Here is a 22,469-nt window from a genome sequence, read left to right as displayed (position 1 = left end):
CATTGCGAAGCGTTGCTTACCCTATTGGGGAAGTACTGCTTCGCAATGAATGTATATATGCTTATGAAAACTTACGGCCTGATTGGTTATCCGCTCTCTCACTCTTTCTCTAAAAAATATTTTACCGAAAAGTTTATAAATGAAGGCATTGCCGATCATCAATACGAGCTTTTTCCAATTGAAGATATTAAAGCGCTGCCCGATTTACTGAACGATAACCCATCGTTGCAGGGATTAAATGTAACCATTCCGCATAAAGTAAATGTACTTTGCTATTTAAACGAGGTAGATGAAGCTGCCGATAAAATTGGTGCGGTAAACTGCATTTCGATTAAAAACTTTGAAGGGAAAAACTATTTAAAAGGCTATAATACAGATGCTTATGGTTTCGAATCGTCGTTAAGCCCCTTGTTAGAACCACAGCATACCAAAGCCCTGGTTTTTGGCGATGGTGGCGCGGCTAAAGCTGTAAAGTATATTTTAGAAAAGCTGAATATCGAATATCAGGTAGTGGTGCGTAAGGCAACTGAAGGAGCCATTTTATATGCGGAGATTACTCCTGAAATTCTAGCCTCGCATAAATTATTAATCAATACCACACCATTGGGCATGTCGCCAAATGTAGATACCTTTCCGGATATCGATTACAGTTTGGTTGGACCTGAACATTTGGCATACGATCTGGTTTACAATCCGCTCGAAACTGCATTTCTGGTTAAAGCTGCAGCTGAAGGCGCAAAAACTAAAAACGGACTCGAAATGTTGCATCAGCAGGCTGAAAAAGCCTGGGCCATTTGGAATAAATAATTTGGCCTATCTTTATCCTGTTAACCATTAAGCAATCTCCCGAGGAATGAAACTAAAACAGCTGATTTTTTTACCCTTTGCACTGCTTTTATGTATAACAGCCTGCCAAAACCACGATTATAGCCCTAAGCCTAAAGCTTACTTCAGGATTGAGTTCCCCAAAAAAGAATATAAATCCTTCATTGCGCCGGTGCCTTTTGGTTTTGAGTACCCGGTATATGCGAGCATAGAGCAGGATAAAAGTCGCGATGCCCAAAAAGATTGGTATAACCTGCATTTTAAACAATTTAACGGTTATTTGCATTTAACTTATTACGATGTGTCTGGCAAGAACGAGTACAATGAAATGGTAGAAGACGCCAGAAAACTCGCTTTTAAACACACCATCAAGGCAAGCGCTATAGATCAGAAACTCATCAACTATCCCGATCATAAGGTATATGGAATTTATTATGCCATTGAAGGGAATACCGCCTCATCTGTGCAATTTTTTTTAACCGACAGTGTTAAGCACTATTTCAGGGGGGCATTATATTTTAACGAACGTCCGCAATACGACTCGATTGCGCCCGTTATCAATTTCATTAAAAAAGATATTGATAAATTGATTTCCACCTTTAGATGGAAAAACTAAAAACCATATGATTACAGTAAAAACATTAACTTTTAACGCGTACAGCGAAAATACATACGTTTTATATGATGAAACCGGCAAGTGCGTAATTATCGACCCGGGAATGTATGAAGGCTATGAGCAGAATGAACTGGTTTCGTTTATCAAAGAAAATAATCTTAAACCTGTTTTGTTGCTGAATACGCATTGCCATTTAGACCACGTTTTTGGCAACAAGTTTGTTTTCGATACTTATGGCCTAAAGCCGCAGTTTAACAAAGGCGAATTGCCGATATTACAGGCCGTGCCTGGCTATGCGCCGCAAATGGGCTTCAGCCATTACGAACTTTCGCCAGAACCCGATACTTTTTTGCCCGAAACCGGAACCATCAGTTTTGGTAACAGTACATTGAGCTTAATTTTTGCACCGGGTCATTCGCCTGCTCATTTGTGCTTTTACAGTGCAGCCGATCATATTTTAATGGGTGGCGATGTGCTTTTTTATGGCAGTATTGGCCGTACCGATTTGCCCGGTGGTAACCATCAGCAATTAATTCAAAACATTACCGATAAACTTTTTGTCTTACCAGATGAAACTAAGGTTTATCCTGGCCACGGACCAGCAACCAGTATAGGTTTCGAAAAGCAGCATAACCCGTTTTTTTAGTATTGGCTATTTTTTGTAAAGTATTTAATTGTAACGGTATACAACCTTATGCCTTCTTCCATTAAACCTTTAACCTTTTATTATCTTTACCGCAGTGAACACATCTTTCTATATCGCCAAAAGGTACCTTTTTGCCAAAAAGTCTACCAATGCCATCAACCTGATTTCGGGTATTTCGATGGTGGGTGTAATGGTGGGTAGTGCTGCATTAATTATTATTTTGTCGGTTTTTAACGGCTTGGAAACGGTGGTATTGAGTATGTTCGATACCATTACCCCGCAAATAGCCATTACCCCGGCTAAGGGTAAAACTTTCGATCCAAATACAACCTATTTTAATCAGTTAAGGCAAAACAAGGCTGTATATGCTTTTACTGAAGTGTTGCAAGAAAATGCCTTGTTAAAATACAACAATAAACAGGCTGTTGGCGTGGTTAAGGGAGTAAGTTTCGATTATTTAAAAAATGGCAAGCTCGATAGTACGATAAAAGAAGGTCGTTTTGTATTGCACAACAGCAGTGGTGCAAGTGCCGTTATGGGTTCTGCTTTACAGAGTTATCTGGCTGTTAATACTGTCGATCCCTTTACCGAGCTGGAAATTTATTCACCCAAAAAGGATATTTCAGTAAGCAATATCAATCCGGCCGACGATTTTATATCAAAAAGCATCCGGGTAAGCGGTGTTTTCGAAGTGCAGCAGGATTTCGATAATGGTATTATTGTTCCACTCGATTTTGCCCGTGAGCTGCTGGGCGAAGATAAAAAAGTGTCGGCCATTGAGATTAATCTGCAGCCCGGCACCGATGTAGACCGCTTTCAAAAGGAAGTGATTGAAAAAGCTGGGAAAGATTATGAAGTCAGGAACCAGGCAGAGCAGAATAAATCGCTCTACCACATCTTAAATACCGAAAAATGGGCCGTATATATTATTCTTACTTTTATCCTGATTATTGCTATATTTAATATCATAGGGTCGTTAACCATGCTGGTGATAGATAAGGTAAAAGATGTGGCTATTTTGAGTAGTTTGGGTGCCGGGAAAAAGTTAATAAAACGCATATTTTTATTCGAAGGGATGATGATTACCATGTCGGGCTGTGTACTTGGCTTAATAATCGGAATTATTTTCTACTATTTCCAACACACCTATGGCTTTATAAAAATGGGCGAAGAGAATAAAACGCTAGTAAATGCTTATCCCATAGGATTAAAATGGAAAGATTTTGTTTTAGTTTTTGTTACTGTAGGCATCTTCTCATTTTTGGCATCTGCTTTGTCGTCCAATTTAAGTGTTAAAAAGATCGATCAAATAAATCAAACCATATAAGATGAAGTTATTTAAGCAAGCTTTTGTATTTGTTGTGCTCCTTGGCGTAGCGGTTACCGCTTGTAATAGAAATGATAAAGCCGAGGGAGAGAATAGTAACCTGAAAACGGTTAAGGGTTTGTATAGTTTTGGTCCGGAAATGAAATCATTTACGCTCTGCGAAGATGGTCGGGAGTACTGGGTTAAAGACAGTGTAAAAACACTCGAACTTTCTTACAGCAACCTGGGTTTCGAAAAGCCTTATGAGCCTGTATACGTAGAACTGGAAGGTTTCTTCGCCAAATCAGATACTGCCAGTGTTTCGGCTGATTTTGATTCGACACTGGTGGTTACCAAGGTGTTAAAAATCAGCAAGGAAATTCCTGATGGGCCTTGTGCACAATAATTAAAATATCCCTTTCAAACGCACTGGTTCGTGTCTGCACGAACCATATATACATGCATTAATCTATCGGCTGGTGTCTTTAATCTATCGGTTGGTGTCCTCACCGACTGAAATAAATGAATAAAGCTGGTTGGTGGAGACACCAACCAGGACGCAAACAAAAAGGCTCACAATTTTCATTGCGAGCCTTTTGCATATTATTGATTTTTTCTTTTACCAGAAAATCGAGTAAAGTGCAACTAAAATTCCGCACACTAACAGCGATCCAACAGCAAATGAAGGATGAACTTTAAACATACTCGTATCTACTTCTAAACCATGCGATTTGTCGCCTTTGCTGTTCTCGAACATACTAATGGCATACATTACCACAATACAGATTACGAATACCAAGCCCATTCTATCTAAGAAAGGTATTTCGTAAATTCCATCTGCATTGGCTACTGAGAAACCGAAATTATGCAGGAAAGAAAGATCCATCATGCCTGGTAAGAATTTTAACAGTACAGATAAACCGAAACCACCAATGGTAGCAAATAATGCTGCATTTGAAGTGGTTTTTTTCCAGAAGAAACCTAAAATAAACATGGCAAAAATACCAGGGCTTACAAAACCTGTATACTCCTGAATAAATTCGAAACCACCTTTTTTATCAATACCTAAGAATGGTGAAATGGCGATTGCGATACCCATTGCAACAATTACCACCCAACGACCGGTTCTTACCAGTTTAAGCTCATTGGCTTCGGTATTAATGTGTTTTTTAAAGATATCCAAGGTAAAGATAGTAGAGATACTGTTGATTTTACCAGCTAAAGAAGCCACAATTGCCGCAGTTAAGGCCGCAAATGATAATCCTTTTAGTCCTGTAGGCAGGATATTCAATAAAGTAGGGTAAGCCCTGTCCGGACGAAGTTCGCCGCCTGGCATCATCGAATTTACATCAATACCAGTTTTTTCCTGATACAACATGTAAACTGCAATACCCGGTAAAACCACGATTAGAGGCATTAAAAGCTTTAAAAAGGCTGCAAATAAAATACCTGCCCTGGCCGTTTTTAAATCGGCACCTAAAGCACGCTGGGTAATGTACTGGTTACAACCCCAATAGTTTAAGTTTACAATCCACATACCACCAAGCAATACCGTCATACCAGGTAATGAAGCATAATTGGCACTATCTTTTTTGAAAATCATGTGGAAGTGATCAGGGGCTTTTTCCCTTAAGAAGGCTAAACCATCCAGCACTCCATGGCCGCCAAAATGATCACTAACCAAATTAAGTGCTAAATAAGTAGTGGCTAAACCACCGAAAATTAAGAATGCTACCTGGATTACATCGGTATAACCAATTACTTTCATACCGCCTAATGCGATAATTACAGCAAAAATGGCTAAGCCCATCATACAATACCAGAAACCAATGCCCGAAATACTGCTTACGGCCAGTGCACCTAAGTATAAGATTGAGGTTAAGTTAACAACAACGTATAATAACAACCAAAACACTGCCATAATCATGGCTACAGTACCATTATAGCGCTGACTTAAAAATTGCGGCATGGTGTAAATCTTATTTTTAAGATATACCGGAATAAAAAATGTAGCCACAATTACCAGGGTAGCAGCCGCCATCCATTCATAAGTAGAAATAGCTAATCCCATTTTAAATCCGTCACCACTCATGGCTACAAATTGCTCAGCACTAATGTTCGAAGCAATTAACGATGTACCAATTGCCCACCAGGTAAGTGAACCTTCTGCAAGGAAATAATCCTTACTGCTCATCTGGGTTTGCTTCTTACGATGGTAAATCCAAAAACCATAAATTGCTACTATGGCAAAGTAGGCTAGAAAAATAATGTAATCTGTGACTTTCATTTAAGATAAGTTATTTGGTTTAGAAGGCTAAATGTAGTAAAATCATTAGTTAAATATCAAATTTTTTTGTTATAAAATGTTAAATTGACATTTATTATTTTGTAACCTAATCTTTTAGCCTGCAATTAGATGTATCTGTTAATTAAATTTTCCAGATACTCTTGTTTACCACTGCGTACTTCTGGTTCGCCGTTTTCTGCTGCATAATTTCTTAAATCTTCTAAACTTAGTTTACCCTGCTCAAACTCGGCCCCCTTGCCACCGTCGAACGAAGCATAACGCTCAGTCCTTACTTTCTTGTAATCAGATTGCTGTAAAATGGCATCGGCAGTTACCAACGCTCTGGCAAAAATATCCATGCCACCCACATGTGCATAAAATAAATCTTTCGGATCGGTAGAATTACGGCGGATCTTGGCATCGAAGTTTACGCCACCGCCTTGCAAGCCGCCACCTTCTAAAATAATCAGCATCGTTTCTGTCAGTTCGTTAATATCATTCGGAAACTGATCGGTATCCCAGCCGTTCTGGTAATCGCCGCGGTTGGCATCAATTGAACCTAATAATCCGTTATCTACGGCAACCTGCAGTTCGTGCTGGAAAGTATGTCCGGCAAGGGTTGCATGGTTAACCTCCAGGTTTAATTTAAAGTCGTTTAACAAGTCGTATTGCTGTAAAAAGCCCCTCACTGTGGCTGCATCGTAATCGTACTGGTGTTTAGATGGCTCGCATGGCTTAGGCTCGATAAAGAAAGTGCCTTTAAAACCCTGTTTACGCGCATAATCTTTAGCAGTATGTAAAAATCTGGCCAAATGCTCCTGCTCGCGTTTCATATTGGTGTTGAGCAGACTCATGTAACCTTCTCTGCCACCCCAGAAAACATAATTTTCGCCCCCAAGTGCAATGGTAGCATCAAGTGCAGCTTTAACCTGTGCCGCACCGTGTGCCAGTACATGAAAATCAGGATTGGTAGCCGCACCATTCATGTAGCGTTTATGGCTAAATAAATTGGCTGTTCCCCAAAGTAGCTTTACACCGCTTTCGGCTTGTTTTTGCTTGGCGTAGTCCACTAAGGTTTCAAGCCTGCGCTCATTTTCGGCAATATCATCGGTATAATCTACCACATCCACATCGTGAAAACAGTAGTACGGAATCTGCATTTTGGTAATAAATTCGAAAGCCGCATCCATTTTATCTTTTGCTCTTTCTATGGCATCTTTCTTTTCATCCCACGGAAAAATATGTGTTGCACCGCCAAAAGGATCAGCGCCATTGCCATTAAAAGAATGCCAGTAGGCACAGGCAAATTTAAAATGCTCTTTCATGGTTTTGCCTGCCACTACTTTATTGGCATCGTACCACCTAAATGCTAAAGGGTTATCGCTTGTTAAACCCTCGAATTGAATCTGATCAATGCCTTTGAAAAATTCCTTGGCTCCTGTTACTACTTTTGTCATGGTGTTTTTTTATTGCTGGTTTTTTGTTGATAGTCAGTCAGGCTATTAACGATTAACCATTGTCTATTTCCTGTTAATTTGTTTTACTAATATGTTTTTCCAATCCTGATAAATTGGTTCGTATACTTCGCTGTTTTGTGGCTGTAAGGTTTTAATTGGAGCATGTTGTTTAAAAGCTTCTTCAGCACTGCTGAAAATGCCGGCACCAATGCCTGCCCCTAAGGCTGCACCAACACTGCCGTCGTTTTCGTAGAGTTCTACCGGAATACCTGTTACATCGACAAAGGTTTGGGCAAAAACATCACTTAAAAAAAGATTAGCGCGGCCAGCCCTGATTACCTGCGGTTTCATGCCGTTCGCTCTCATAATATCGAGGCCATAACGGAAAGAAAAGGCTATGCCTTCTTGTACGGCCCTGAAAATATCAGCCTGGGTGTGAATATTTAAATCGATACCCAAAAGTTGTGCGCCGGTATATTGATTGTTTAGCATGCGTTCGGCTCCGTTGCCAAAGGCAAGCACTTTTAAACCGTTGCTGCCAATTGGAGCAGTAGCTGCGAGGCTGTTTAATGCTGCGTAGGTTGATTGCGGCGCAAAAGTATGCTTTGCCCACCTGTACATGCTGCCAGTACCATTAATGCAGAGCAAAACGCCAGTATGTTTTTGAGTCTCGGTATAAGTTACGTGTGCAAAGGTGTTTACTCTGGATTGTTGATCGCAGGTCAAATCATCGCTTACGCCATAAATAACACCCGATGTACCGGCAGTTGCGGCCACCTCGCCAGGTTTTAATACGTTTAAAGAAAGTGCGTTATTGGGCTGGTCGCCAGATTTGTAGGCCACCGGAATACCCGGACTTAAGCCAAGGTTGTTGGCAATATCTGCTTTTAAAGCCCCGTGACTTGAGAACAGTGGCTTTATTTCTGGAATCAGGTTATTGCTCAGACCATAATAATTCATTACATCTTTCGAGATTTCGTGCTGTTCAAAATCCCAAAAAATACCTTCAGAAAGGGCAGAGATACTGGTGGTAATGGCTCCGGTTAAGTTCATCGCAATAAAATCGCCGGGGAGCATGATTTTATCTATCTGAGCGTAAATTTCGGGTTCGTTTGCCTTTACCCAGGCCAGCTTTGAGGCGGTAAAATTACCCGGTGAATTAAGCAAGTGTTTTAATGATTTCTCATGGCCAATACTATCAAAAGCCTGGTTACCCAGTTCAACGGCCCTGCTATCGCACCAGATAATGCTGTCACGCAGTACTTTTTGATCTTTATCTACCACCACCAGGCCATGCATCTGGTAGGCAATACCGATGGCACTGATATCTTTCGGGTTGAATAAGCCGGTTGCATTTAATTTTAAAATAGCCTGCTGTACATTTTGCCACCATTCGTTGGGCGATTGTTCTGCCCAGCCAGGTTTTAATGATTTGATATGGGTTTCTTCTTCGGGGTATTGGGCTGTAGCTATATTTTTTTGTGTTGCAATTTCTACAAGCGCAACTTTTATAGATGAGGTACCTAAATCAATCCCTAATAAATACATGGTTTTTAGCTAATTTTATATTTGGTTTATGCAAACGGTTGCATAAAGATAGCTGATAAAATATAAAACGCAAATTTTTTATAAAATCCCGATGCTATATGCTTAGGGAATGATTAAAGATTTTCGATGGAATTTATATTTTTGTTTTTTATACATTTTAAAATTAAGCTATGCAAGAGATTAGCTGGGATGATTTCGAAAAAGTTGAATTAAGGGTTGGTACCATTTTGGAAGCCTTCGAGTTCCCCGAAGCCCGCAGGCCCGCTTATAAAGTTAAGGTCGATTTTGGTGAGTTTGGCATTAAAATGAGCAGTGCACAAATTACCAAACATTATACCTTAGCCGAACTTCCAGGCAGACAGATTGTAGCGGTAACGAATTTTCCGAAAAAACAGATTGGGAAATTTATGTCGGAGTTTTTGGTTACCGGCTTTGCCGATGAAAATGGTGATATTGTACTCACGGCTGTAGAGCGCAAGGTGCCGAATGGCAGTAAGTTAGTTTAATCGTTTTTGGCCGACTTAATGAGTGTTGTCGACACACCTCCGATTGGAAATGCGTGAGTTTGCGCACAGGCCTTGCAAAATTAGCCCTGATTGAAACGTAAAGCCCGCAATCCCGATTTTTCATTGGGAGAGGACTTGGAGTGGAAAGCAGGACTGTAGTAGCCGATTAGCACCAACATTGCGCTTCAAAAAACTTTTCTCCTGTCAGGCCGCTCAGGTCTACGTTTCAAAACTGCTGAAGTCTTTACGCATTATAACCCTATCTTTGCCCTATGAGTTTTTATAATTTCGAAGATACCGATCCCGAAGCAGAAGATATTCATTATATGAAACTAGCCATTGAAGAAGCTAAAAAAGCTTTGGCCGATGATGAAATCCCCATTGGAGCAATTGTGGTCAGTAAAAACCGGGTTATTGGTCGCGGCTACAATTTAACCGAGCGTTTTAACGATGTTACAGCCCATGCCGAGATGCAGGCTTTTACTTCGGCGGCGCAAACCATAGGCGGTAAGTATTTAAAAGACTGTACACTTTATGTAACCATTGAGCCTTGTGTAATGTGCGCCGGTGCGAGTTACTGGACGCAGATTGGTCGCATTGTTTACGGTGCCAGGGAAGAGAAAAGAGGCTTTATTTCTAAAGGAGCAAATTTGTTACATCCTAAAACGGTATTGAAAGGTGGCGTAATGGCAGAAGAATGTGCTGCGTTAATGAAAGGGTTCTTTGCGAAAAAGAGATAGTTTATGGTTAATAGCCGATAGTTAATGGTAAGAAGGCCAATTGATGACATCAACTAGACCAATCTGACTATCAACTATAAACCATTAACCATTAACCATTTTTTGCGCTATTGAAATGACTGTTATTGTATTGATTATTAAAACTTTCAAGCAATACTGATACAGAGAAAACCATTTGATGATAATAACATGAACAAATCTTAACGTTCTAATGTTATATTTGCTACAAGAAACATTTTTAAATCTTAAACATAAAACATTATGGCTTTTGAATTACCTGCGTTACACTACGCAACCGATGCATTAGAACCGCATATTGATAAAACTACCATGGAAATCCACCATGATAAACACCACCAGGCTTATGTTACCAACCTAAACAAAGCTTTGGAAGGTAAACCTGAAGCAACTGCAAAAATTGAAGACGTTGTAAAAAATATTTCAAAATTCCCTGCTGCTGTTAGAAACAATGGTGGTGGTCACTATAACCACTCTTTATTCTGGAACATTTTAGGTCCAAATAAAGGTGGCGAGCCAACCGGCGATTTAGCTAAAGCGATTAACGAAACTTTCGGTTCGTTTGCAGAACTTAAAACTAAATTACAGGAAGCCGGTGCAACCCGTTTTGGTTCAGGTTGGGCCTGGTTATCAGTAGGTGCTGATAAAAAACTTCAGGTTTCTTCTACTCCAAACCAGGATAACCCTTTAATGGATATTGCTGAAGTAAAAGGTACACCAATTTTAGGTATTGATGTCTGGGAGCACGCTTACTACTTAAAATATCAAAACAAACGTCCGGATTACTTAGCTGCAATCTGGAACGTGATTAACTGGGATGCCGTTGCTGAGCTTTACAAAAAAGCATTGTAATTAAAACCCAATAAAATTTTAGAAAGTCCCGGCATAACCGGGACTTTCTTGTTTTAAGATAATTAAGTAACTTCGCAGATATTAAATGTTTGATATGAAAAGGCTTGTAATTTTATTTTTAATTCTGGTTGGGGTAAACGGTTTGGTGAGCGCGCAGCAGAATAAAATGCCCACACCTACAGAAATTGCACAAAAAAATGTAGATGAACTGGATAAAAGGTTAAAATTAAATGGCACACAAAAAAGTGTGATTTACAGTTTTACCTATAACCAGGCTAAAGAACAAGCCGAGTTAATTAAAAGGCAACAGGCCGGTAACTCGAAAGAAGAAGATGTAGATAAATTCTATAAACTTCAGAACGAGACCAGCAAAAATATCCGCAATGTTTTAAGACCTGAGCAGCAGCTTGAATATGATAAGGTTATTGAGGAGCGTTTAAGCGGAAAAAGCCAGAAAAACAAGAAAAAGAAAAAAGGCGAGGAAGAGGTTGAGAGCGATATTAAAGGATTGCTGTCTGCACCACCGGTTGAAAAGCAAAACCAATAAGGCTTAGCTTTCCTTTTTTTCAATCGCTCATTAATTTAAACAGATGCCAGAAATACTCGTTGGCGCGGTAGTACTGGGGCTATTGTTGTCGCCACAGTTATTGGCAGGATTCCTGGCCAAAAGAACCGGCCGTAAATTCTGGTTCTGGTTTTTTATCTCTTTTTTAATCCCCGTTATTTCATTGTTTATCCTTATCTTTTTAGAAGATAAAAACCCGGATACAGCAGGCTATAAGCTGGCCGATCGTGTAGGCAAGGAAGGGGAATTAAGCTAAATTCCAACAATATCCTTTTTCTTTTTTTGCTTCATGGCTTTAGGGATAATTTCTAAAATTTCTTCTTTTAAAGCATTCAGCATCCGCTTTTTAATGAAGTTTTTATGTGTTACCAGACTGATTTCGCGTACGGGTTCGGGCGATTTGAAATGACGTATTTTACTGGTTTGTTTCGCATTAAGCTCGGCAATAGCTAATTCGGGCAATAAAGTAGCGCCGCCATTTAAATCAACCATTCTAACCAGTGTTTCTACACTACCGGTGTTGTATTCCAGCCCCTGCAGCCGGTTGTTTTTGGTTGAACGGCAAATGTTTAGTACCTGATTACGCATGCAGTGCCCTTCGTTGAGTAGCCAGATATTTTCGTCGTTTAAATCTTCGGCATCTACAGCTTTCTTTTTATACAATTTGCTGCTTTTACTAATGTAGCTTACAAAATTTTCGTAGTATAACGGTGTTTCGTTTATGTTGGGGTCGGTTAAAGGGGTGGCTAAAATGCCGCAATCCAATACCCCTGTTTTAAGGTGGTGGATAATATCTTCGGTGGTATATTCCCAAATGAGCAGTTTAAGTTCAGGGTATTTCTCTAACATAGCCGAAATAACTTCGGGCAATAAGTAAGGTGCAATGGTAGGGATTACGCCGATCTTCAGCTCTCCTAAAACATCTTGTTGCTGACTGCTGATCAACTCTTTGATTTTACCACTTTCCTGCAAAACAATTCTGGCTTGTGCAATAATCTGTACGCCAATTTCGGTAGGACTTACGGGTTGCTTGCTCCTGTCGAAGATTTTAACGTTGAGCAATTCTTCCAGTTTTTGTACCTGCATACTGAGCGTTGGCTGCGTAACAAAACACTTATCTGCAGCGGTAACAAAGCTTCTGTAGGTATCTACGGCAACCACATATTCGAGCTGAACTAAAGTCATATAGCTAAAATTTATTTATAATATCAAATATATCAATTTTAACTATAATAAAAAATGACTGAGGTTAAGAAGGAAAGAGTGGTTGAATTTAGAAAGATTTGAGCCATGAAATTCTCATTTAAAAATGAGACGTTTAGACAAAAAGTTGAATAGCATATTTCAATACGATTGATTTAATTAGGAGTAATCTAACCATTACCCGCTTTATTAGGTATTTTAGCTTTATGAACAAAATCGCGTTACGCTTATTCCTGCTTGTATTTTTTCTTCCGCTGGCCTTTGCAGCCAATGCCCAGGGGCAGTTGCCCGAATGGGCACTGGGACCATTTGTACGGCCTGAAAGTGTTAATCCCATTATTTCGCCAAATGCCGAAAGCCTTTTCTTCGATCCGATGAGCAAACAAAAAATTGCCTGGGAAGCGAGCGATGTGTTTAATCCGGCGGCAGTGGTAAGCAAAAATAAAATATATGTGCTTTACCGGAGCGAAGACCGATCGGGAGTAGGTATTGGCAAGCGTACCTCCAGAATAGGCCTTGCCGAAAGTAATGATGGCATTAAAATGAAGCGGAACCCGGAGCCGGTGCTCTATCCTGATGAAGACAATCAGAAAGCATACGAATGGCCGGGTGGTTGCGAAGACCCACGAATTGCAGTTACTGAAGAAGGATTGTATGTAATGCTCTATACCCAATGGAACCGGAATATTTTCCGCCTGGCTGTGTCCACTTCCAAAGATTTGAAACACTGGACCAAACACGGTGCTGCGTTTAGTAAGGCCTATAATGGTAAATTTCAGGATCTCAAATGTAAATCTGGTTCTATTGTAACCAAAATTGAAAATGGTAAACAGGTAATTGCCAAAATAAACGGCAGGTATATGATGTACTGGGGCGAGAGGTTTATGAATATTGCTACTTCTGCCGATCTTATCAACTGGGAACCCGCTCTAAACGCAAATGGTGATTTGGATTTGATTATAAAGCCCAGAAAACGTTATTTTGATAGCGATTTGACTGAGTGCGGTCCGCCGGCAATTGTTACAGATAAGGGCATTTTGGTTTTATATAATGGAAAGAACAGAGGTGATGCCGAAAGAGATACCAATTACGTGGCCAATACCTATTCGGCCGGGCAGGTGTTATTCGATCTTAGAAATCCTTCGAAAGTAATAGCGAGGCTTGATGAGCCATTTTTTGTGCCTACTGCACCTTTCGAAAAGAGCGGGCAATATCCTTCGGGTACAGTTTTTATCGAAGGCCTGGTTTATTTCAAAAAGAAATGGTTTTTATATTATGGCTGTGCCGATAGCCGGGTGGCTGTAGCCATTTATGATCCTGCTGCTAAAAAATAAGACATAAACAAAAGTGCGCAGGAGTTTTTATCCTGCGCACCATAGAAATGTATTTTAGTATCTGCTTTCAAAATCTTGATAAGCCAGGGCAATACCTTCTTTAAGCTCAATTTTATGTTTCCAGCCCAGGTTATGGAGTTTACTTACATCCATTAACTTGCGCGGAGTGCCATCTGGTTTGCTGGCATCAAATATCAGTTCGCCTTCATAACCCAATACCTCTTTTATCAGCAAAGCCAGGTCTTTAATGGTTAAATCGTGCCCGGTACCAATATTAATCAGGTTAGGTTCACTATAGTTTTGCATTAAGAAATAACAGGCATCCGCCAAATCATCGGCAAATAAAAATTCGCGCATAGGTGTGCCCGAACCCCATACTACCACTTCTTTTTCATTGTTTGCCTTGGCTTCATGCACTTTACGGATTAAAGCCGGTAAAACGTGCGAATTTTGAGGGTGGTAGTTATCGTTATAACCATAAAGATTGGTTGGCATTACCGAAATGAAGTTACAGCCATATTGGTCGCGGTAAGCATCGCACATTTTAATGCCCGCAATTTTGGCAATGGCATAAGGTTCGTTGGTATGCTCTAAAGTACCTGTTAAAAGGTAATCTTCTTTTAAAGGCTGAGGAGCCATTTTAGGGTAAATACAACTCGAACCCAGAAACATTAATTTTTTAACGCCGTTTACATAAGCATTGTGGATTACATTATTCTGGATCGCCAGGTTTTCGTAAAGGAAATCGGCCCGGTAGGTGTTGTTGGCAACAATGCCGCCTACTTTAGCTGCTGCCAAAAATACATAATCGGGTTTTTCTGCTGCGAAAAAATCGGTTACGGCCTGTTGGTTACGTAAATCCAGTTCAGCAGAAGTTCTGGTGAGTATATTGGTGTATCCTTCTTTTTGCAGTTTGCGGTAAATGGCCGAACCTACCATTCCGCGATGGCCTGCAACGTATATTTTAGCACTTTTTTCCAAGGTCTGTTTCTTTATAGCCTGCAAAAATACGATTGATTCATGAAAACAGACGAGTTATCAGCCGAAAAAACAAATTGCTAAATGATTTAATTGTAAATTTGTCTCAAAAAAGAAAACTTGGGCAAAGATAAACTTAGACGTTTTGCAGAGATAGAAACATTTGCAAACGTATACCAATTAGATGAAGGAAAAGCCTTAAAAGGTAACTGGGCTGCAACACATTTTAAAAATAATAATCCGGTTGTACTGGAGCTGGCCTGTGGAAAAGGCGAGTATTCTGTAAACCTGGCGCGTTTATTCCCTGAAAAGAATTTTATCGGGGTCGATTATAAAGGAAACCGCATCTGGCGAGGTGCCAAAACAGCCATAGAAGACGGCATTGATAATGTAGCTTTTTTAAGGATCCAGATTGAAAACCTGCTCGATTACTTTAATGAAGGTGAAGTTGATGAAATCTGGATTACTTTTCCAGATCCTCAGCCACAGGATAGCCGCGAGAAAAAGCGCCTTACTTTTCCGGTATTTTTAAGCCGGTACAAACAGGTATTGAAGCCTGGAGGCTGCGTTAATTTAAAAACAGATAATGACCAATTATACGCCTATACCTGCGAAAAAGTAGCAGAACTAGGCTTAATCGTGCATAAAAACACCGATCAGCTCTACACTTCCGATCTGGTTGATGAGGTATTATCGATCAAGACTTATTACGAGAAGAAATATTTATTACACGATAAGAATATTAACTATATTCAGTTTTCTTTTGAATAATGGACACCAACTTTTACGAACAGGTTTATGAGGTTGTACGGCTCATTCCGCAAGGAAGGGTGACATCTTATGGGGCCATTGCTAAAAGTTTAGGCGCAGCAAAATCGTCGCGGATGGTTGGGCATGCGATGCTTTATGCAGGTACTGCCCATCCAAAAGTACCTGCTCACCGGGTAGTAAACAGCAGCGGACTGCTTACCGGAAAATTCCATTTTAAACCACCCGAATTGATGGAAGAACTCTTGAAAAAAGAAGGCGTGGAAGTTAAAAACGATAAGGTAGTTAACTTTAAAAAAGTATTCTGGAATCCGCTGGAAGAAATCAACCTCGACTAAACGCATTGATTTAACGTTAATGCGCATTCACTTATTTAAAATTCAATAATTAGGATACATGGGAAAGTTAGTAGAAGAATTTAATAGCTATCGCGAAAAAATGAACGATAGGATCATGGAAACCGCCAATACCAACATCAAGCGTTTTTTTGCACTCGATACCACTTCCTATGCTGATGGTGCACTTGATGTAAAAACCAAGGAGATGTTAGGCCTGGTAGCCTCAATGGTACTTCGTTGCGATGATTGCATCAAATACCACCTCGGAAAATGTTTCGATGCCGGCGTGAACAACGATGAAATGAACGAAATTTTTATGATCGCCAATTTAGTGGGCGGTAGTATTGTCATCCCGCATTATAGAAGAGCTGTGGAGTATTGGGATGAATTGGGTTCGGAGTTGGGAGTTTAGAGTTGGGAGTCGCCTTGCATTTGCCGTATAATGTGTCGAGTTATGAGTAACCATATTCACTAGGCTATTTCGTGCAATGTTCTTATATTTATTAAAATGGGAACAATAAAGGATCTACTGGCTTATCAAAAAGGGTTTAAACTTGCTATGGAAATATTTCATATTTCTAAAAGATTCCCACCTGAGGAAAAGTATAGTTTAACCGATCAGATACGAAGATGTTCCAGAAGTGTTTGCGCAAACATAGCTGAAGCCTATAGAAAGCGAAAATATCCTAATCATTTTGTAAGTAAATTTTCTGATGCCGATACCGAAAACGGCGAAACTCAGACATGGCTGGAATTTGCTTTAGCTTGTAGTTACATCTCAGATCATGAATTTGAAATGTTGAATAACCAGGTAGAAGAAGTTGCTAAATTGCTTGTTTATATGATGAATAATCCTGAAAAGTTTTTTGTTAAATCTGTTTAGTATTTTATGGAAACTCCAAACTCCCAGCTGAAAACTCCAAACTCAATACGCTGTACCTGGGCAGGATCAGATCCGCTATACATCAAATATCACGATGAAGAGTGGGGTAAACCGGTTTATGACGACAAGATTCTGTTCGAGTTTTTGATACTGGAAGGTGCGCAGGCAGGTTTGAGCTGGATTACCATTCTTCGCAGGCGTGAAAATTACCGTAAGGCCTTTGCCAATTTTGAGGTACAAAAGGTTGCTGCTTTTACGGAACAGGATGTTGAAAGGTTGATGAATGATGAGGGGATTATCCGTAACCGCTTAAAAGTAAATGGTGCCATTACCAATGCCAGGCTGTTTATCGAAATTCAGCAAGAATTTGGCAGTTTCTCTAAGTATATGTGGAGTTTCGTGCCCGATGGGAAACCCATTTTAAATCACATCGAAAAAATGAGTGATGTACCTCCGCGTACAGAACTATCAGACCGCATTAGTAAAGATATGAAGAAACGGGGGTTCAAATTTTTCGGCACCACCATCTGTTATGCCCACATGCAGGCCACTGGTATGGTGAACGATCATTTATTGAACTGCTGCGCAAGGTAATGATTGCTTCAGCCAGGTTATATACTGAAAGGTTTTTACTGAGGCAGTTTTGTGTTGAAGATTTGCCCTTTGTTTTTAAAGGATTATCTAACCCTGATGTAATCCGCTATTATGGTGTAAACTATTCTACCCTTGATGAAACCAATGAACAACTGATTTGGTTTAATGAGATCCAGGAAAATGAAACAGGTATATGGTGGGCCATTTGCGATAAAGCAACGCTTAATTTATTAGGCGCGATAGGATTTAATGATTTGAAGAAAATAGAACAAGAGGCTGAAATTGGCTTCTGGTTATTGCCAGAATATTGGGGCCAGGGCATAATAAAAGAAGCAGCCTCTGCAGTGCTTGGTTATGCATCGAAAGTGTTAAATCTGGCGACAATTGTTGCACTGGTTGAAACAGAGAACAATAACAGTAAAAAAATACTGAAAAAGCTAGACTTTATTTATCAGAAGACCTTATGGAATTGCGAGATTAAAAATGATAATCCAATCAGTTTAGAAGTTTACGAAAAGAAAATTTCGGAATAGTGTACTGCTATTTCTTAATCGCATTATATTCTTTTACAAAGTTAATTACATCACGGCTGTTAAATTCGGCACTGGTTTCTACTTTGGCTTTTAAGGCAGGTTGATCGCCCATTTTTTGCAACAGGATATTTTTTACCTCAGTTTTTTTAGCATCATCTGTTATCGCTTTCATTGGTACTTCCTGTAAGGGGCCGGCTCCAGGTTTTTCTATAAAGTAACGTATTGCCGGAGCGCCAGCAGGTCTTTCGGGAGCTGAATTGTTGCCGCCTCCAATGCTGATGCCACCACCCATGCCCATGCCACCATAACCTCCGGTACCGGTACCAATACCGATTGAAGGCCTGAATTTCACTTTCTTTTCTTTCACCGGTGGAACAAGGGTGCCGCCACCAAAAGAATAGAGGTTAACCGTGCCCATTTCTATTACCTTTACAAAGCGGTACTCGAAATTACGTCCGTTGGCAAAACCTTTGCTTACAAAGCTATCGCCGTTCCAGAAAAAATTCTTAATGTCTTTTGCCGGCAATATCACATCAGCCTCATCATTGGCACTGATGAAAACTGAAAAGTAATCGGTGCCCTTTATGGTACCACGGATTACCTCGTCATTGTTTTTAACGATAAAATCCTGGGCAGAAAGTTTATTTAAGGCAAAGAATAGCAGGAAAACGGAAAACAGAAATTTCATAGTTCGAAAATGCTTTTCACAAATAACGGAACTAAATTCCGAATCTTACTCATTCAGGTTAATTTTGATATTACCGGTTTCAACTTCCGGATTAGATTTTTGAAAATTTACAAAAGCTGTTTTCATTTTGTTTAAAGCATATTCTTTCGGGTTAGTTATGTTTTTGCCCATAGCATAAAATTTATTCAAAATATAAATGCCAAAAAGATAACTTTTCAGGTCTGTAGTAGCCTGGGTGTCTGTCATTACCTTTAATAAATTATCACGGTCTACAAAATTACTGATACCTATACTTGAAGCTATATAATTTGAAGCTTTATTCATGGCTTCTTTCTGCTCCCTATAAGCATCCCTGGCATTGTTTATCTCATCAATAGTGCTTAGGTACGGGGCGATTTCTTTTGCTAAAATTTCCTGATTGATAGCGATCAGACCTTTCGGGATATAAAAAATTGAGTCAGTTTTATAAGGGTCTACATAAAGTGTTACAATTTCTTTGGTGGCCGGATTTTCTAAAGTATAACGGTCAACTATACCGGTTTTGCCCATGGTGCTTCCTCGTTTAGAAAAGTCTATTGTTGAGCCATCTGGCCAGCGATAAGTATTTTTAAGTTTAATCATCCTGACTTGAATCGCGTTTTTATCGGCTATATTTTTAAAAGCGCCGGAGCATAAGGGATTTTCGAGCGAAGTTCCGTAACCATCAGCATAACCTTTTAAATTTTCGAAAGTAATGTTGTTTATCAGTTCGTTAGCGGGTAATTGAGCTTTAACAAAGCCAATTGTTAAGCAAAGCAGTAAAGTAAAAAGTGTTTTCATAAAGCGTTTTTTATTATCATGATGCAATAACCGGCTGATTTCAATAATGAAAAATCATTTTTGTTGAAAAAGCATTTTACCGATATGATTAACTTTGGTTACTTTTATCATCCGGTAAATTCATTTATCGGTACAATCATTAAATCGGTGTAATCATAATATGAAAAAACTCTTTCTTCTAGACGGTATGGCGCTTATGTACAGGGCGCATTTTGCATTAAGTAAAAATCCACGTTTTACTTCAACAGGAATCAATACCTCGGCGGTAATGGGCTTTACCAATACCCTGCTCGATATTTTAAAGAAAGAGAAACCCACACATATTGCGGTGGTTTTCGATACCGAGGCCCCTACCGAAAGGCATACCGCTTTTGAAGCATACAAAGCACAGCGCCAGGCTATGCCCGAAGATTTGGCTGCGGCCATGCCTTATGTGGTTAAGTTAATCACAGGCTTTAATATTCCGGTTATTACTTCTGATGGCTACGAGGCCGATGATATTATTGGTACGCTGGCTAAAAAAGCCGAGAAAAAAGGCTATCAGGTGTATTGTATGACACCGGATAAGGATTTCGGACAGTTGGTATCCGAAAACATTTTTATTTACAAACCTGCACGCATGGGCAATGATATGGAGATTTTGGGCGTAAAAGAAATATTGGCGAAGTGGGAAATTGAACGCGTAGATCAGGTTATTGATATTTTAGGCTTATGGGGCGATGCCGTAGATAATATTCCGGGTATTCCGGGTATTGGCGAAAAAACAGCCAAGCTTTTAATTAAGCAATACGGTACCATGGAAAATATCATTGCCAACTCGCACGAGTTAAAAGGCAAACAACGTGAAAATGTGGAAAATTTTGCCGAACAGGGGCTGATTTCTAAAAAACTGGCAACCATTTTATTGGATGTTCCGGTTGAGCTGGATGAAGCCGGTTTAGAACTTTGCGATCCGAGTCGTGATTTACTGGAACCTTTGTTTACCGAATTAGAATTCAGAACGCTGGGTCGCAGGGTTTTTGGCGATGAATTTTCGGTTACCACAGCTAAGTTTCAGGAGGGTACACAAACTGATTTATTTGGCAACCAGCCAGGCGAGGTCATTCAATATACCAATACCCTTGAAGAAGAACCGGCAGAAAAACTACCGGCTAAAAGCATCGAAAATACTACGCACGATTATCAGCTGGTAGATACAGCAGAACAGCGTGCCGCACTAATTAAACTTTTACAAGCTGAGAAACGGATTTCGTTTGATACCGAAACAACAGGTACCGATGCCAATATGGTAGATCTGGTAGGCTTGTCATTCTCAGTAAAGCCGGGTACAGGTTATTATATCCCGGTGCCTGCTGCACGCGAAGAAGCACAGGCCATTGTAGATGAATTCAGGGTAGTACTGGAAGATGAAAACATCGAAAAGATTGGCCAAAATACCAAATACGATATTTTAGTGCTGAAATGGTATGGTGTAGAAGTGAAAGGAAAACTTTTTGATACCATGCTGGCACACTATTTAATTGATCCGGATACCCGCCATGGAATGGATGTATTATCTGAAAATTACCTCGGTTATTCACCCATATCCATTACCAAATTAATTGGACCAAAAGGAAAAGGGCAGTTGAACATGCGCGATGTGGCTGTAATTGATGTGGTAGATTATGCTGCAGAAGATGCAGATGTTACTTTGCAGCTGGCACAGGTGTTCGAACCTAAATTAACGGAACTAAATGCTGCTAAACTGGCTGCAGAAATTGAAAATCCTTTGGTTTATGTACTAGCCGATATCGAAAAAGAAGGAGTACGCATTGATATCGAGACCTTAAAATCCTATTCGGCCGAGCTGGAAAAAGATATCATCAAATTTGAGCAGAATGTTTACGATAAGGCCGGAATTAAATTTAACCTGGCTTCGCCAAAACAATTGGGCGAGGTTTTATTTGATAAACTTCAGCTCGATCCGAAAGCGAAGAAAACCAAAACCGGTCAGTATCAAACCGGAGAAGATGTTTTAACTGCTTTGGCCAGCAAAAGTGATATTGTACAAGATATCCTCGATTTCCGCCAGCTGCAAAAGCTTAAATCAACTTATGTAGATGCGCTGCCGCTCATGGTTAACCCCAAAACCGGAAGGGTGCACACCTCTTACAACCAGGCTGTAGCCGCTACAGGTCGTTTAAGTTCTAACAACCCGAACCTGCAAAATATTCCAATCCGTACCGAGCGTGGCCGCGAAGTACGTAAGGCTTTTATCGCACGCGATGAAAACCACATTTTGTTATCGGCCGATTATTCGCAGATCGAATTGCGTATCATTGCCGAAATCAGTAAAGAACAAAATATGCTCGATGCGTTTAACAAAGGTATCGATATCCATACCGCAACGGCTGCCAAAGTATATGGAGTAAGTATAGAGGAAGTAGACGGAACGCAGCGCAGAAATGCCAAGGCGGTAAACTTTGGTATCATTTATGGTCAGTCGGCTTTTGGTTTATCGCAAAACCTGGGCATTCCGCGTAAAGAGGCTGCAGAAATTATCGAACAATATTTTACACAATATCCGGGCATTAAACAATACATGAGCGATACCATGAACTTTGCCCGCGAGAATGGTTTTGTGGAAACGATCATGGGCAGAAGACGCTATTTAAGAGACATTAATTCGGCCAACCAAACCGTAAGGGGATTTGCAGAACGAAATGCCATTAACGCGCCTATACAGGGCTCTGCTGCTGATATGATCAAAATTGCGATGATCAATATCCATAAAGAGATGAAGGCACAAAATTTAAAATCGACCATGACCATGCAGGTGCATGATGAGTTGGTTTTTGATGTGCTGAAAACGGAAAAAGAGGCCATGAAAGCAATTATTCAGGATAAAATGACCAATGCCATTAAACTTACCGTACCTATTGTTGTAGAGATTGGTGAAGGTGATAACTGGCTGGCTGCACACTAA

General features: G+C 40.0%; 25 protein-coding genes. 18 read left to right on the top strand and 7 right to left on the bottom strand.

Annotated elements, in window-relative coordinates; all coding sequences use genetic code 11:
* Window positions 1-63: 63 nt before the first annotated feature.
* The 5 genes from BLR37_RS07900 (at window position 64) to BLR37_RS07880 (ending at window position 3,799) form a co-directional block, all read left to right on the top strand.
* Window positions 64-807 carry a shikimate dehydrogenase family protein gene (locus BLR37_RS07900; protein ID WP_090766872.1) on the top strand — a complete coding sequence of 248 codons (744 nt, stop codon included), beginning with the start codon at window positions 64-66 and terminating at the stop codon, window positions 805-807.
* Window positions 808-853: 46 nt separating this feature from the next.
* Window positions 854-1,441: a gliding motility lipoprotein GldD gene (gene gldD, locus BLR37_RS07895; RefSeq protein ID WP_090766869.1), complete on the top strand. Its 588-nt coding sequence runs from the start codon at window positions 854-856 to the stop codon at window positions 1,439-1,441.
* A gap of 7 nt (window positions 1,442-1,448) precedes the next feature.
* Window positions 1,449-2,087, top strand: a complete 639-nt coding sequence (locus BLR37_RS07890; protein WP_090766867.1) for an MBL fold metallo-hydrolase — start codon at window positions 1,449-1,451, stop codon at window positions 2,085-2,087.
* Between the two features lie 94 nt (window positions 2,088-2,181).
* The gene (locus BLR37_RS07885; RefSeq protein ID WP_039474884.1) at window positions 2,182-3,414 is read left to right on the top strand and encodes an ABC transporter permease; all 1,233 of its coding nucleotides are present in this window, start codon (window positions 2,182-2,184) and stop codon (window positions 3,412-3,414) included.
* A gap of 1 nt (window position 3,415) precedes the next feature.
* A complete protein-coding gene (locus BLR37_RS07880) occupies window positions 3,416-3,799 on the top strand; it encodes a hypothetical protein (RefSeq protein WP_039474886.1) in 384 nt (127 codons plus the stop codon).
* A gap of 213 nt (window positions 3,800-4,012) precedes the next feature.
* On the opposite strand, the gene BLR37_RS07875 is transcribed toward BLR37_RS07880, so the two are convergent.
* From BLR37_RS07875 to BLR37_RS07865, 3 genes are all read right to left on the bottom strand, one after another.
* Window positions 4,013-5,680, bottom strand: coding sequence for a sodium/sugar symporter (locus tag BLR37_RS07875; RefSeq protein ID WP_090766864.1), 1,668 nt, complete (start codon window positions 5,678-5,680; stop codon window positions 4,013-4,015).
* Window positions 5,681-5,805: 125 nt separating this feature from the next.
* Window positions 5,806-7,137 (bottom strand): xylose isomerase, encoded by a 1,332-nt coding sequence (xylA, locus tag BLR37_RS07870; protein ID WP_090766862.1) that lies wholly within the window; start codon window positions 7,135-7,137, stop codon window positions 5,806-5,808.
* 63 nt (window positions 7,138-7,200) lie between these two features.
* Window positions 7,201-8,685: a xylulokinase gene (locus BLR37_RS07865; RefSeq protein WP_090766859.1), complete on the bottom strand. Its 1,485-nt coding sequence runs from the start codon at window positions 8,683-8,685 to the stop codon at window positions 7,201-7,203.
* Window positions 8,686-8,855: 170 nt separating this feature from the next.
* On the opposite strand from BLR37_RS07865, the gene BLR37_RS07860 reads away from it, so the two are divergent.
* The 5 genes from BLR37_RS07860 (at window position 8,856) to BLR37_RS07840 (ending at window position 11,622) form a co-directional block, all read left to right on the top strand.
* Window positions 8,856-9,191 carry a tRNA-binding protein gene (locus BLR37_RS07860; RefSeq protein WP_090766856.1) on the top strand — a complete coding sequence of 112 codons (336 nt, stop codon included), beginning with the start codon at window positions 8,856-8,858 and terminating at the stop codon, window positions 9,189-9,191.
* 272 nt (window positions 9,192-9,463) lie between these two features.
* Complete coding sequence (locus BLR37_RS07855; RefSeq protein WP_090766853.1) at window positions 9,464-9,931, top strand: nucleoside deaminase; 468 nt, start codon at window positions 9,464-9,466, stop codon at window positions 9,929-9,931.
* 261 nt (window positions 9,932-10,192) lie between these two features.
* A complete protein-coding gene (locus BLR37_RS07850; RefSeq protein WP_039474900.1) occupies window positions 10,193-10,801 on the top strand; it encodes a superoxide dismutase in 609 nt (202 codons plus the stop codon).
* A gap of 94 nt (window positions 10,802-10,895) precedes the next feature.
* A complete protein-coding gene (locus BLR37_RS07845; RefSeq protein WP_090767828.1) occupies window positions 10,896-11,348 on the top strand; it encodes a hypothetical protein in 453 nt (150 codons plus the stop codon).
* Window positions 11,349-11,391: 43 nt separating this feature from the next.
* Window positions 11,392-11,622 carry a hypothetical protein gene (locus BLR37_RS07840; protein WP_090766849.1) on the top strand — a complete coding sequence of 77 codons (231 nt, stop codon included), beginning with the start codon at window positions 11,392-11,394 and terminating at the stop codon, window positions 11,620-11,622.
* Here the strand turns inward: BLR37_RS07840 and BLR37_RS07835 are convergent.
* Window positions 11,619-12,551: a hydrogen peroxide-inducible genes activator gene (locus tag BLR37_RS07835; RefSeq protein WP_090766846.1), complete on the bottom strand. Its 933-nt coding sequence runs from the start codon at window positions 12,549-12,551 to the stop codon at window positions 11,619-11,621. The genes BLR37_RS07840 and BLR37_RS07835 overlap by 4 nt on opposite strands.
* A gap of 224 nt (window positions 12,552-12,775) precedes the next feature.
* Between BLR37_RS07835 and BLR37_RS07830 the strand changes: the two genes are divergently transcribed.
* Window positions 12,776-13,903, top strand: a complete 1,128-nt coding sequence (locus tag BLR37_RS07830; RefSeq protein WP_090766843.1) for a glycoside hydrolase family 130 protein — start codon at window positions 12,776-12,778, stop codon at window positions 13,901-13,903.
* A 54-nt stretch (window positions 13,904-13,957) separates the two neighbouring features.
* Here the strand turns inward: BLR37_RS07830 and fcl are convergent, their stop codons facing one another.
* A complete protein-coding gene (fcl, locus tag BLR37_RS07825) occupies window positions 13,958-14,884 on the bottom strand; it encodes a GDP-L-fucose synthase (RefSeq protein WP_090766842.1) in 927 nt (308 codons plus the stop codon).
* Window positions 14,885-15,001: 117 nt separating this feature from the next.
* Between fcl and trmB the strand changes: the two genes are divergently transcribed.
* The 6 genes from trmB to BLR37_RS07795 all read left to right on the top strand — a co-directional run bounded on the left by trmB (window position 15,002) and on the right by BLR37_RS07795 (window position 17,997).
* A complete protein-coding gene (gene trmB, locus BLR37_RS07820) occupies window positions 15,002-15,652 on the top strand; it encodes a tRNA (guanosine(46)-N7)-methyltransferase TrmB (protein ID WP_090766838.1) in 651 nt (216 codons plus the stop codon).
* Complete coding sequence (locus BLR37_RS07815; protein ID WP_090766836.1) at window positions 15,652-15,987, top strand: MGMT family protein; 336 nt, start codon at window positions 15,652-15,654, stop codon at window positions 15,985-15,987. The genes trmB and BLR37_RS07815 overlap by 1 nt, the downstream gene beginning before the upstream one ends.
* A gap of 58 nt (window positions 15,988-16,045) precedes the next feature.
* Window positions 16,046-16,399 carry a carboxymuconolactone decarboxylase family protein gene (locus BLR37_RS07810; RefSeq protein WP_090766833.1) on the top strand — a complete coding sequence of 118 codons (354 nt, stop codon included), beginning with the start codon at window positions 16,046-16,048 and terminating at the stop codon, window positions 16,397-16,399.
* Window positions 16,400-16,495: 96 nt separating this feature from the next.
* Window positions 16,496-16,870, top strand: coding sequence for a four helix bundle protein (locus tag BLR37_RS07805; protein ID WP_090766829.1), 375 nt, complete (start codon window positions 16,496-16,498; stop codon window positions 16,868-16,870).
* A 6-nt stretch (window positions 16,871-16,876) separates the two neighbouring features.
* On the top strand, window positions 16,877-17,464 hold the full coding sequence (locus BLR37_RS07800) for a DNA-3-methyladenine glycosylase I (protein ID WP_090766826.1): 588 nt from the start codon (window positions 16,877-16,879) through the stop codon (window positions 17,462-17,464).
* Window positions 17,464-17,997, top strand: coding sequence for a GNAT family N-acetyltransferase (locus tag BLR37_RS07795; RefSeq protein ID WP_090766824.1), 534 nt, complete (start codon window positions 17,464-17,466; stop codon window positions 17,995-17,997). The genes BLR37_RS07800 and BLR37_RS07795 overlap by 1 nt, the downstream gene beginning before the upstream one ends.
* A 7-nt stretch (window positions 17,998-18,004) precedes the next feature.
* On the opposite strand, the gene BLR37_RS07790 is transcribed toward BLR37_RS07795, so the two are convergent.
* Window positions 18,005-18,685: a hypothetical protein gene (locus BLR37_RS07790; RefSeq protein ID WP_090766821.1), complete on the bottom strand. Its 681-nt coding sequence runs from the start codon at window positions 18,683-18,685 to the stop codon at window positions 18,005-18,007.
* Window positions 18,686-18,730: 45 nt separating this feature from the next.
* Window positions 18,731-19,504 (bottom strand): hypothetical protein, encoded by a 774-nt coding sequence (locus BLR37_RS07785; protein ID WP_090766818.1) that lies wholly within the window; start codon window positions 19,502-19,504, stop codon window positions 18,731-18,733.
* A gap of 160 nt (window positions 19,505-19,664) precedes the next feature.
* On the opposite strand from BLR37_RS07785, the gene polA reads away from it, so the two are divergent.
* A complete protein-coding gene (polA, locus tag BLR37_RS07780) occupies window positions 19,665-22,469 on the top strand; it encodes a DNA polymerase I (RefSeq protein ID WP_090766814.1) in 2,805 nt (934 codons plus the stop codon).

The organism is Pedobacter soli (assembly GCF_900101435.1).
Classification (GTDB): domain Bacteria; phylum Bacteroidota; class Bacteroidia; order Sphingobacteriales; family Sphingobacteriaceae; genus Pedobacter; species Pedobacter soli.
The sequence above is the reverse complement of the archived record's forward strand: the minus strand, read 5'-3'. Positions and strand labels throughout refer to the sequence as shown.